Source organism: Streptomyces sp. NPDC020299 (assembly GCF_044387825.1).
Classification (GTDB): Bacteria; Actinomycetota; Actinomycetes; order Streptomycetales; family Streptomycetaceae; genus Streptomyces.
This window is the reverse complement of record NZ_JBIRWL010000018.1, coordinates 145,150-156,784: the sequence shown is the minus strand read 5'-3', so window position 1 is coordinate 156,784 and position 11,635 is coordinate 145,150. Positions and strand designations below refer to the sequence as shown.

The 11,635-nt window shown below is 69.7% G+C and carries 10 protein-coding genes and 1 pseudogene; 3 read left to right on the top strand and 8 right to left on the bottom strand.

Annotation, left to right across the window (positions count from 1 at the left end):
* Nucleotides 1–30 precede the first annotated feature (30 nt).
* The 8 genes and pseudogenes from ACH45E_RS35955 to ACH45E_RS35920 form a co-directional block, all read right to left on the bottom strand.
* Complete coding sequence (locus ACH45E_RS35955) at nt 31–666, bottom strand: hypothetical protein (RefSeq protein WP_361457277.1); 636 nt, start codon at nt 664–666, stop codon at nt 31–33.
* Between the two features lie 720 nt (nt 667–1,386).
* Nucleotides 1,387–1,677, bottom strand: a complete 291-nt coding sequence (locus ACH45E_RS35950) for a replication initiation protein, RepL2 (RefSeq protein ID WP_361457291.1) — start codon at nt 1,675–1,677, stop codon at nt 1,387–1,389.
* Nucleotides 1,678–1,691: 14 nt separating this feature from the next.
* Nucleotides 1,692–2,144: a MarR family transcriptional regulator gene (locus ACH45E_RS35945; RefSeq protein ID WP_361457275.1), complete on the bottom strand. Its 453-nt coding sequence runs from the start codon at nt 2,142–2,144 to the stop codon at nt 1,692–1,694.
* A 783-nt stretch (nt 2,145–2,927) separates the two neighbouring features.
* Nucleotides 2,928–3,959: a ParB/RepB/Spo0J family partition protein gene (locus ACH45E_RS35940; protein ID WP_361457272.1), complete on the bottom strand. Its 1,032-nt coding sequence runs from the start codon at nt 3,957–3,959 to the stop codon at nt 2,928–2,930.
* Nucleotides 3,956–5,209 carry a ParA family protein gene (locus tag ACH45E_RS35935; RefSeq protein ID WP_361457269.1) on the bottom strand — a complete coding sequence of 418 codons (1,254 nt, stop codon included), beginning with the start codon at nt 5,207–5,209 and terminating at the stop codon, nt 3,956–3,958. The genes ACH45E_RS35940 and ACH45E_RS35935 overlap by 4 nt, the downstream gene beginning before the upstream one ends.
* 103 nt (nt 5,210–5,312) lie before the next feature.
* Nucleotides 5,313–5,606: an acyl carrier protein gene (locus ACH45E_RS35930; RefSeq protein ID WP_361457266.1), complete on the bottom strand. Its 294-nt coding sequence runs from the start codon at nt 5,604–5,606 to the stop codon at nt 5,313–5,315.
* 130 nt (nt 5,607–5,736) lie between these two features.
* On the bottom strand, nt 5,737–7,323 hold the full coding sequence (gene mftG / locus ACH45E_RS35925) for a mycofactocin system GMC family oxidoreductase MftG (protein WP_361457263.1): 1,587 nt from the start codon (nt 7,321–7,323) through the stop codon (nt 5,737–5,739).
* A gap of 151 nt (nt 7,324–7,474) precedes the next feature.
* Nucleotides 7,475–7,840, bottom strand: a pseudogene (locus ACH45E_RS35920) (FAD-dependent oxidoreductase); the annotation flags it as partial.
* Between the two features lie 646 nt (nt 7,841–8,486).
* Between ACH45E_RS35920 and ACH45E_RS35915 the strand changes: the two are divergent.
* From ACH45E_RS35915 to ACH45E_RS35905, 3 genes are all read left to right on the top strand, one after another.
* Nucleotides 8,487–9,599, top strand: coding sequence for a bifunctional DNA primase/polymerase (locus tag ACH45E_RS35915; RefSeq protein WP_361457260.1), 1,113 nt, complete (start codon nt 8,487–8,489; stop codon nt 9,597–9,599).
* Between the two features lie 71 nt (nt 9,600–9,670).
* Nucleotides 9,671–11,110, top strand: a complete 1,440-nt coding sequence (locus ACH45E_RS35910; RefSeq protein WP_361457288.1) for a phage/plasmid primase, P4 family — start codon at nt 9,671–9,673, stop codon at nt 11,108–11,110.
* Nucleotides 11,107–11,508 (top strand): DUF6009 family protein, encoded by a 402-nt coding sequence (locus ACH45E_RS35905; RefSeq protein ID WP_361457257.1) that lies wholly within the window; start codon nt 11,107–11,109, stop codon nt 11,506–11,508. The genes ACH45E_RS35910 and ACH45E_RS35905 overlap by 4 nt, the downstream gene beginning before the upstream one ends.
* Nucleotides 11,509–11,635: the final 127 nt, after the last annotated feature.

The window sequence follows — 11,635 nt, the reverse complement described above, 5'->3', positions numbered from 1 at the left end:
AATTCCGGGTCGACGTGAAGTGCGTGCCGGTCACGCCAGCAGGTCCAGGACGATGCGGGCGACGCCGGGGTCGCGCAGCAGGTCGATGTGTTCGACGTCCAGTCGGCGCTCGTCGGCGACGAGGCCGGCGCGCTCCGCCGCGGGGACCGGGTTGAGGCCGCTGTGCGGGGTGCGGGAGGTCAGGGTGGTGGACCGCCGCCAGCCGGGCCGGTGGTCGACGCCGGTGGCGGCGATGAGGTAGGTGAGGAAGGAGGCGTAGGTCCCGGTGAGTTCCTCGGCGAAGCTGTCGTCGAGGCCGGCGGCCGCGAAGGCGGCCGGGACCAGGCGCTGGAAGCGGTCGGTGAGCTCGACGGCCATCTCGTGCAGCGGCCTGCCGCTCTGAGTGATCAGGCGACCGGCTTCCTGGGCCTCGGTGACCTGCTCGGCGGGCAGTCCGGTGGCGAGACCGCCGACCACCTTGTGGAAGTGGTAGCGCAGCGTCTGCTCGTTCGGCCGCTCCGGGTCGATGAGGACCAGTCGGGGCGAGGCGCCCTGGGCGCGGGCGATCTCGTCGGCGAGACCTGCGGCGAAGGTGCCGCCGGCGCAGTAGCCGAGCACCGTGGAGACCCGCGGACCGTGTTCGGCGATCTCCGACGACCAGCGCTTGACGTAGTCGTCGCCGGACATACCCTTTTCCTCGCCGAGCGGCGGCTGAACGCTTTCCCAAATCGACGGCAAAGGGCTCGTCGCGAGGTCCGTCAACCGGGCGGCCAGGTCCGAGAATCGGGCCTCCACTCGCCCTGTCACGTCGTAATCGACGGCGAGGACCACATCGTCGCGTGTTTCTTCGTGAATCACGCGCCAGGAGTTGAGCTCCGGCATTTCCATCCCCTCGCGGCAAGGCACCAGTGATCAATGCAGCTTAGGTTCCGGTTCGCGGCCCTCCACCCCTATTCCGCCGGGCACCCCCTATCTCCGGGAAGTGTGGTGAAGGCGAACGGCCACCATCCGCAGTAAGCGCTTCACAGCAGCGCAAGGGCCCTCCTGGCCAGGCTCTGAGGCCTTTACTTGCGGGAATACCGGGTCTGACAGGGGACCCCTGGGCAGGGCGGCTCACCCGTACGGGGGCACGGGGTGGTGAGCACCGGGCTGACGGCGTGAGCGGGAGGTGAGCCGCCGTCCCCTGGTACGCGAGCGGTCCTGTGGGCGATCTTTAGCGAGATCGACAGGAGGATGCAGGGGGCGCGACATGCCGGAGCGGGCTCCGGGGCGTCCGGAGCCCGCTCGTCAGGGGGTCTGGTGCGAAGGCGGCGACATTCGACGCCGATGGACCTCGTGCGCAGGCGAGACGTCCTGACGGACGTGGCTGATGAACCTGACGTCAATCAGCCACGTCCGTGGAGTCGGTCAGGTCGCCCGTCGCAGGGGGACGACGACGTCTTCGCCGGTGGCCTTGGGGCTGAGGCGGTAGTAGCGGATGTGGCCCAGGCGCTCGGACTCCTCCAGCCAGCCGGCCTCGACGACCAGGCGGCGGGTGCGGGAGAAGACCGTGGGCGACATGCCGAGCATCTCGGCGAGTTCGGCGGCGGTCTTGCTGACCGTGCCGGCACGGTCGGTGGGGTGCGCCGCGTAGAGCATGAGGATCAGGCGCTGGTTGGCGGGCAGCCCGGCCGTGTGCTCGAGCAGGCGGAGGGTCATGTCCTTGGCGTTGTTCACTTGGCCTCCCACCGTGCAGGGGTTGACTCGTCGAAACCGGGGATGTGCGGCGGGTTGCAGGTCTTGATGGCTTCCCGTTGCTCGATTCCCGTTCCGTGGAACGCAATGTACGGGCTGATCCGGTAGAAGTTGTAGTTGCCGATGCGGCCGCGGACGATCAGGACGCGGTGCTTGGCCAGCTTCCGGTTGATCTTCCCTACCGCGTCCGTGGACATGCCGACCCGCTTGGCGATGTCCGCTCCGGTCGCCCGGAGCGGCTCCATGCCTTCCGGGGAGACACCGATCCACCACAGGACGAGGAACTTCTGGCTGGGCGTGAAAGCCTTGCTCTCGGTGATCGCCTCCACCCGCGCCTTGTCGACCTGTGTGTGACGGCCGGAGAAGGCATACGGCGCATAGGGAACGATCTCGCCTGTGTCAGCGTCCAGCAGTCTGCGCGCTGTTCCCAACAGGGCCTCCGTGCCTCGTTGCTGGAGAGTTCATGACGGGCGGCTGTCAGGCCGACCAGATGAACTTAACGTACATGAGCAGGAAGTCGATAAACCCTGCTCCCCCCGGCCGTGTCGCTTGAGGCCAGGCAGTCCTTCAGCGGCACCCGAATGACACCCGAGCGGCACTCAAGCGTCACGAATGAGGGCGGGATGAGGGCGGGATGAGGGTTCCTCGGGCTTCCTTGATGAACGTGAAGTCAATCTGCCGCGTTCCTCAGGACGTTCAGGCGGTTCCTAGGATCGTGGTGCCCAGTCCACAGGAACGCCCTCACATGCTGCAGGAACTGCCTGGCAGATCCGCCGATCTGGGTGGTGAGGGGCATTTCCGCAGGTCAGCATGCTTTTGGGGGCGGCGCTCTCTTACTTCGTCCAAAGGCCGTGGGTGGCTGCTGTTCCGACGGTCGCTCACACTGCTCCCCCGCATGGACCTCAGCCCACGAAAGTCAGCCACGATGGCGGGGACGCCGGACGGAAAGGCGCGCGTATGTTTCCAGCAACCCGGTTCCGGGCTCAGCCACGTTTGCTCGTGGGAGCGGTGCACGGCACCGGGGGGCGGCCGACCGACCGCAGTCATGCGATGCGGCCGTAGTAGCGGGCGCACCCGACGGCGCGCGCCAGGGGTGCGAAGAGCGCCTCGGTTCGGTGAGCGGACTCACCCTGGGCTATTACGGCGTAATAACTGACGACCTGGAGCGGTCATCGGAGGGGCGGGCTATTACGGCGTAATAGCCCGCCCCCGCATCAGGCCGGGTCGACGGACACGCGCTGTGCCTGGTGCTCGGTGAGGATGCGGAGCATCTTGTCGAACTCCGTGTCCGTCATCTTCCGGATGAGGTGCATGGCGAGGAAGGCGCCGTCGTCATAGGGGAGCTTGGGGAGGATGGTGGAGTCGGTGCGCGGTTCGGGGACCGTGGTCTCTGACTCGACCGTGAGTTGGGATTCGACCGTGGTCTCTGGCTCGGGGGGCGGTCCTGCTTCCTCCATCACGTCGTACGGGGCGGAGGGCTCGGGGACGGGACGGGCCGCCGGGCGCCTGCCCGGCTTCTGGGCGGGCCGCTCCTCTTCCTTACGGACGCGTTCCGCCTTCAGCTCCTCCAGGGCTGTTTCCTGCTCCTCGGCCGGCTTGTTGCCGATCGCGCGCAGCAGGTCGATGGGGTCCTGGCCGATGCGGGACTGGAGTTCCGGGGTGAGGTTGAGCAGCGCGAGGCGCTGGGAGACCCAGCCCTGGGAGCGGTGGAGGCGTTTGGCAAGGGCCGTCTGGCTGCCGTGGATGGCGAGGAGCCGGTTGAGAGCCTTGGCCTCGTCCAGCTCGTCGAGGTCCTGGCGGTGGATGTTGGCGACCAGGGCGGATTCGAGGAGTTCCTCGGAGGTGCTGCCCTGGTCGTCGCTGACCATGACCTTGATGCTGTCGAGGCCCGCCTCGCGGGCGGCGGCCAGACGGCTGCTGCCGTCGATGACGACGTAGTGGGTGTCCGGCTCCAGGCCGGATTCGTGATCGGGGTTGGCCTTGATGTAGGTGTCGCGGTTCATGACCGTGATCGCCTGCTTCTGGCCGTGGGTGCCGAGGCTGCCCGCGAGGTCGGTCAGATCGCCGAGGCTGGAACGGGGGTTGTCGGGGTTGAGGCTGATGCGGTGGGTGGGGAGTTCGGTGGGCGGGGCGACGCCGTCCGTGGGAACTCCGGTGGCCGCCGCGACCGCTGCACGGCGGGCGCTGACCGGGCGGGCGGAGCTGCCGAAGCGGCCCGCGCCCAGCTGGTCGGCCTTCTTGGTCATGAGATCTCCCGGGCCAGGGCGCGCATGCTGACCGCCTGCTGGGACTTGGGGGCGTAGGACAGCAGGGGCTGCTTCACACGGACTGCTTCTTTCTGCTCCTTCAGATCGCCGATGAGGCCGACGACTCGGGGGTCCTTTATGTCGACCCAGCCCTGGAGGGAGGAGGTGGCGATGTAGCCGCGGCGACCGTCGTAGAGGTTGACGACGATGCCCAGGTAGTCGATCTCCAGGGAGAGATCGCCGCGGAGGTCCTCGATCTGGGTGGTGAGGAGCTCGTAGGCGTCGGCGGAGCTGTCCTCGGCCTGGACGACGATGAGGGCGCCGGACTGGCCGGGCTTCTCGCTCTCCCGGCGGCGGCCGTAGTAGGCGGCGGCGTCCATGCTCAGGCCGAGGCTGGGCGGGCAGTCGACGAGAATTACGTCGTAATAGGGCTCCAGGGGAGCCAGGGCCCGCTCGAGGGCGGCTTCCCGGGCTCGTACGGCGGAGAGGCGTACGTCCAGGAGGAAGGCGTCGTTGCAGCCGGGCAGCAGGTGCAGCCGGCCGCCGAAGTTGTCCTCGTCGATGGAGACGACGAGGTCGCGCAGATCGCCCTTGGGGTCGCCCGCCATGTGGTTGGTGAGGCTGTCGCCGTTCATCGGCAGCGGAGCGGCGCCGAGTTGGTTGGTGAGGTGGCTCTGGGGGTCGAAGTCGACCAGGAGGACCCGCATGCCGAGTCCGGGGACGCTTTCGATGTCGAGGGGGTCGCTGTCCTGGCCGGGGCTGTCGGTGGCGCGGAGAGCGGCGACAAGCTGCTTGGCGACCCGGACCGGGTAGAGCTTGTTGGAGTCCTCGGCCATCGCTTCGCCGGTTCCGGCGGTGATGGCGGTCTTGCCGACGCCGCCCTTCTGGTTGCAGACGATGATGCGCCGGGTGACGGCCGGTCGTACGACATCGGGGGCGGGGTTGGTGTCGAGCCAGAGTTTGACTGACTGGGCGAGGCCTTGGATGAGGGAGACCCCGCGGTCGGCCGCGGTCCGCTTGAAGGTGTCCCACTGGCCCTGGGGGAGGAAGGTGGAGAAGGAGTCGGCACCGGAGGTGTCGATGGTTTCCAGGGCGGAGGCGAGGTCGCACCAGGCGGCGATGCCCTGCTCGACGGCGCTCTGGATCTCGAGGCCGTGCTGAGCGGCCCTCACTTTGAGGTCCTGCCGGAGCCATCCCGGCAGTTTGGACACGACCTTCTCGCGGTCGCTGGCGGTGGCTGGAGAACTCATGGGGGCTACCTTACTAACGTCCATGATCGAAAGCTGCCATTGACACGTTAGTAAGGGAAAGTTGGCTCGTGTGGCGGGCTATTACGGCGTAATAGCCCGACCGTCAGGCGATGGCCCAGGGGCTGGGGTCCTGCTTGCGGGGGGAGGCCGGGCGGGCGGCGGAGACGATGTCCCAGAGCTGACCGGCGGTCAGGGTGCGCACCGGGACCACGACCTGCCCGGTGAGGCTGATACCGAAGGCCGACTCCAGTTCGCTGACGATGCCGATGAGGGCCAGCGAGTCCAGTTCGTAGATCTCCAGGGGTTCGTCGGCTGCGGGAGCCCTGTCCATGCCCAGGCCGGGCAGACACCGTTGGAGGACGGTCTCGAACGTCGAGTTCCACGGTGCTGAGGCCATCAGCGGGCTTCCTTCCGGCTCCCTGAAGCGGTGACGCGGTTGTGCGAGCAGCCTGACGGACGGCGCTTGAGCCGCGCTATTACGTCGTAATGGGTCGCATGCGACCGGGCTTGCCGGGCTTGCCGGGCTTTCAGGGGAGTTCCCGGCGGATGGCCTCGGCAACGAGTTCGCCTATGAGGACGGCGGTCGCCGCGGGGCCGCGCAGCGGCGCCGTGGGCAGGACCGAGGTGTCCGCCACACGGAGTCCGGCCAGGCCGTGCACCCTGCCGTAGTGGTCGACGGCGGCATCATGGGCCCCCGGGGGGCCCATGGGCACCGTGCCGCAGGTGTGGTGGGACGTCCCTAGACGAGTCGCTGCCCACTCGTCCAGCGCCCGATCGTCGTCCAGCACCTCCGGTCCGGGCTCCACCAGTCCCAGGGATATCTCGGAGAAGGCACGGGTGGCGAGGAGAGCCGCGGTCGTTCGGACCGCCTCGCGCAGGCGGCGTCTGTCCCCGGGGGTGCGCAGGTAGCCGTAGTCGATACCCGGGAGGACCGCCGGGTCGGCGGACCGCGTGAAGAGCCGTCCGCTGGTCCGTGGGGAGTGGACGGACACCAGGAACGCCAGGGGCCCGTCGGTGACAGCCGGCCTTCCGCTGACCAGGCCGGCGATCGGCGCGAGTGACTGAAGGATCTCCAGGTCGCCGGGGTGGATGCCGTCCGATGACGTCAGGTGCAGGCCCGCGCCGAGCCACGAGCCGGGCGGCGGGTCGAGGAGGTGGCGTGGCATCCACTCCATCACCACCTGCGGGTGATCGCTGAACCGGGCGCCGACGGCGGGCAGGTCCAGGACGACGGGAATGCCGAGGCGTTCGAGCTCGGCGCGCGGGCCGATGCCGGAGAGGCGGAGGAGATGCGGCGAGGCGAAGGCACCGGCACAGACGACGACCTCACCGGCCATCAGGACGGTGTGGTCCCGCTCGCGTTCGACGACCACGCCGGTCGCTCGGCCATGCCGGGTGACGACTCTGCTCACCCGGCAGTTGCCCTCCACCGTCAGGTTGGGCCGCTCGAAAGCGTCCAGCAGGTAGCTAATGCCGGTGTTGAAGCGCACTCCACCCACAGTGTTGGACGGCATGGGCCCGAACCCCGGGGCGTCCTGGGCGTTCTTGTCGGGGTCCTCGGGAAAGCCCAGTTCGTGCGCCGCGGCCTGGAAGGCCGCGGCGGCGGGGTGCCGTAGATCCGTGCGTCGCACGGGCATCGGCCCACGGTCGCCGTGCAGCTCGTCGGCGCCGTAGTCGAGATCGTTCTCCAGCCGCCGCAGCAGCGGAAGCAGCCGGTCGTAGGACCATGCGGGGCCGGCCCGGGCGGACCAGCGGTCGAAGTCGTCCCGTCGCGCCCGGACGAAGTAGCCACCGTTGACGGTGGTCGAACCTCCGAGGAAGCGCCCTCGGGGCACCGTGTACGGACGGTCCGGGGTGAGGTGCACCGCGTACGGCTGCACAGCCGCGTGCCCGGGCTGCGCGCCGGGGACGAGGCGAGCGTCGAGCAGCCCGGAACCGAATGCGGCCCTGCGGCGGGGCACAGTCCCGGCTTCGAGCAGCAGCACGGTTCGGCCGGGGTCCTCGCTGAGGCGCGCCGCGACCGCGGCACCGCCGGCCCCCGCCCCCACGACGATGACGTCCGGGCGGATCACCGGCCGTGCGGCTGCTGGTGTCGGCGGACCGGCGGTGGTCACGCCGAGCAGCCTGACGGACGGCACTCGAGTCGCGCTATTACGTCGTAATGGGCCGCACGGTGCAGGGGGCGCCGCCGAGCTATTACGACGTAATAGCTCAGGGCCTCAGGGCCTCAGGATCTCGTGCGTGGCGCCTGTGGTGACCGCCCGGAGCTTGTCCGGCGACGCCCCCCAGGCCGTACACCAGCCTGTCGTAGGGCAGTTCCCGGTCGTCGTCGATCCGTACGGTCCTCGCGTCCGCGTCCACCGCGGTCACCCAGCCGCGGACGAACCGCGCGCCCGTGCCCGCGAGCAGCTCCGGGATGCTCAGTTCGGCCGGCTGCTGTCCCGTCGCGGTCATGTGCAGCCGCATGCGTTCGGTGAACCGCTCCTGGGCGTTGACCACGGTCACCTGAATGTTCTCGTGCCGCCTGACCCGGGCCGCGAGCTGGACGGCCGCGGACAGGCCCGCGTATCCGGCTCCCAGGATCACGACGCGGTGGGGGGTGCTCGTCCCGGCTTCGAGGTGCGCGCTCATTGTTTCTCCCCGTCCTTCCTGTCCTTGCCGTTCTTCTCCGCTTGTCGCTGACGACCACCAGATGGAAGCGGCCCGGCCGTTCGTGACATGGAGGCGGTGTGGCCCGTGCCACATCGGGTCACAGCGATCGAAGCGACCGAAGCGACCGTGCGGCGGGATGGGGAGCGCGCGGTCAGGTTTGCTGCAGGATCGCTTGAGTCGCTGCGGCCCGGTGCGGGGGATCCGGTTGCCCGGCAGCGACTGAAGGGGAGCGACCGAACACCGGCGGGGCCGGCTTCAGTCGCTGAGTGAAAGAGCCTGGTCAGCGGGGTGTTGGGGGGCAGAACAGCGACTGAAGCGACCGAAGGTCGGGGTTTATGAGGACATTCGCGCGTGTGCGTGTGCGCGTGTGTGCGTCATATATAGAAGCCTTCAGTCGCTTCAGTCGCTGTTGAGCGTTGCCCGTACCCTTTGACCTGCGGATTCGTTGAGCTACTGAGGCAGCGACCGAAAGGGGTTGGGTCGCTGGGGGTTCGTCGCTCGGTCGCTGGAGGGTCGGGAGCGGCACATGAGTCCTTTTTGTTTTCCCATGTGTCCTCTTCTGTCTTCGTGGTTCGCTAATCTGTCTCAATCGTTGAGTCGCTTCGGTCGCTGATGGGGGATGTGGATGGCGCGTGAGCTGCGGGTTTCACGCAGCGACTCATGGCAGCCGTCCGCCGTCGCGCAGGACGCGGGCAAGCCCCTCGCGACCGCGCGTTGGTGTGCGGGCCGAGGCTGGCCGGTGCACCCGCTGGTACCGGGACGCAAGACGCCCGCGGGCAACTGCGAGGCCTGCCGGGAGCCCGGCCACACCCACCGGGGATGCGGCTGCCCGGCCGCCGGTCGCTGGTGCCACGGATTCCACGCCGCCACGCTCGACTACGCCAGGATCGAACAGTGGTGGCGGGCGAACCCGGGCTTCGGTGTCGGGGTCGCCTGCGGCCCCGCGGGCCTGGTGGTCGTCGACATCGACGCACACGCCCAGCCGCTGCCCGACCGGAACCGGCTGCTGCCCGGCATCGGGATCTCCGCGGAAGTGGACCTGATAGGCCTGGCCAACGGTTTCCACACCATCGGCATCCTGGCCGCCCTGCACGGCGAGCGGAGCCCGGCGGAGGACGAGACCACCCTGCGCGTGCGCACGCCCTCAGGAGGCCTTCATGTCTGGTACCGGGCGCACAGCGGGCAGCGCTGGCAGTGCTCCGCCGGATCGGGCGGAGGGCGTTCGCTGGCCTGGCAAGTCGACGTACGGGCGCACGGCGGGTACATCGTCGCGCCGGGCACCGTGACCGAGGCGGGGGTGTACGAACCGGTGGGACCAGTGCGGGAACCATCGCCCTTACCGGGCTGGCTGGCGCGCGAACTCGAGCGCACCGGCCACCTGCCGCCCTCGCACGTGCCGGTGCCGCGTCCGGTGCCCCCGAGGGCCCGGCAGGCCGTCCTGGCCGCCGGGGGAGGGCAGGACGCCGTGGGACGGGCCCTGACGGCCGTCCTGGCCGAGGTGGCCGCGTGTGGCGCCGTGGCCGAGGGTGCGGGGTTCTCCGAGAAGCTCAACCGGGCCGCGTACACCGCTGGAGGCCTGGTCGCCGCAGGGCAGCTGGCCGAGGAGGAGGCCGAGCGGGTGCTGACCGAGGTCGCGGAGCGCGCCAGGCCGGGGCAGGAGCGGCGCTACCGCGCAGTCATCCGCAGTGGTCTGAGCGCGGGCCGGCTGCGCCCGCTGTTCCCCGGAGGCCGCGGGTGACCACCGACGACAACGCGCTCTTCGACGCGCAGGCGGTAGCCGCCCAGATCCTCGCCCAGCGCGGACCGCAGATGCCCCGGCAGGCGACCGACAGCCGCCTGCCGGCGGGCGGGCAGGACGGGGAGGCCACCGCCGACGGGCTGGTGCCCGACACGCTCAGCGACCGCGGCAACGCCAAACTGTTCGTCAGGCTCTACTCCAACGACTACCGGCACGTCCCCGGGCTCGGCTGGTACCGCTGGGACAGCACCCGTTGGCAGATCGACGAGGACGACACCGTGCTGTGGGCCGCCGGGGACCTGGCGGAGTCCCTGGCCACCGACGACCCCCGTGGCGTGCACAGCGCGAGCGCGCTCCAGCAGCACCGGCGGCGCGCGCTGAGCACCAGCGGCATGAACGCGATGCTGATGCAGGCCAAGTCCGCGCCCGGGATGGTCCTCAACGCCGCCCGGCTGGACGCCGACCCGTACGCCCTGTGCACACCGGCGGGCGTCGTCGATCTGCGCAGCGGTCTGATCCGTACGCCCGACCCGGACAAGGACTTCCACTCCCGCTCCACCACGGCCGCCCCGCAGGCGATGCCCACCCCGCGCTGGGACCGGTTCCTCACCGACACCTTCGGCGGCGGGCCGGAGGGCGCGGAGATGATCGACTTCCTGCACCTGCTGCTGGGCTACTCCATTACCGGGGACGTCGGCGGCCAGGTGATGCCGTTCCTGTTCGGCTCCGGCAAGAACGGCAAGTCGGTACTGCTGGACGTGCTGATGAAGCTGGTCGGGGACTACGCGGACGCCGCGCCGCCCGGCTTCCTGATGGCCCGGCCCTACGAGGGGCACCCCACCGACCTGGCCGAGCTGCACGGGCGGCGGGTCATCGTGTGCAACGAGGTCAAGCCGGGGGACCGGTTCGACGAGGCGCGGGTGAAGCTGCTGACCGGCGGCGACCGGATCAAGGCACGGCGGATGCGGCAGGACTTCTTCAGCTTCCAGCCGACGCACAAGCTGTGGCTGCTGGGCAACCACCGGCCCGAGGTGGGCACCGGCGGCTTCGCGTTCTGGCGCCGGATGCGGCTGATCCCGTTCGAGCGGGTGGTCTCCGACGACCGGAAGATCGACAACCTCGCGGACATCCTGGTCACCGAAGAGGGTCCGGGCATCCTCAACTGGCTGATCCTGGGCGCCCGTCGCTACCTGAGCGGCGAGAAGAACCTCACCGGTCCGGAGCGGGTGCGGATCGCCACCACGGCGTACGCGGAGACCGAGGACCACACCGGGCGGTTCCTGGCGGAGTCCTGCCGGCTCGGGGCGGATCTGAGGGCGGAACAGGCACAGCTCTACGCGGTCTACAAGACGTGGTGTCAGAATGAGGGCGCCCCGGCCGTCTCGTCCCGGGCCTTTGCGGCACGGGTCCGAGAACTGGTGGGACTGGCGTCGCCCAAGGAGATGATCCTGTCCAACCAGCGCAAGTACTACCCGGGCATCGGACTGGTCGCCGACGAGGAGACAGCATGAGCGCCCTCATAGAAGAGGACGAGATCATCCACGAGGTCGACTTCGTCTGGCTCGAGGACATCAGCGAGCTCGACTATGTACGCCAGAGCCTGGACCGGCTGCCCTCCCGCCGGGGCAAGCCCGCGTACCACCGCAACGGCCGCATGGTCGGCTACGCCCTGCTCGGTCCCGGGGCCAAGCCGTCGCGGTCCTCGGGCACCTTCCGCCGCCGGGTGTTCTGGCTGCTGCCGCACGACCGGGACACCGTGCCCGACGGGCTGTACGCCACCGGGGCGCCCGCCGAGGCGGTGGATCCCCGCACGCTGGCGCCGGGCAGCAAGGGGCGCAAGACCGAGCGGTCGGAGGGCGGACCTCCGTCGCCGCAGGCGCGGGGGCGGGGAGTGTCGCTGCCGCTGTGAGGCGGGGGCCATTACGACGTAATGGGACGGGTGAGGGACCGCGAGTCCATTACGGCGTAATAGGCCGGTCGTGGGAGAGCGCTGCCGGACGGGGGAGAGCCGCGGGCTCGCGAGGACCGACGGTCCG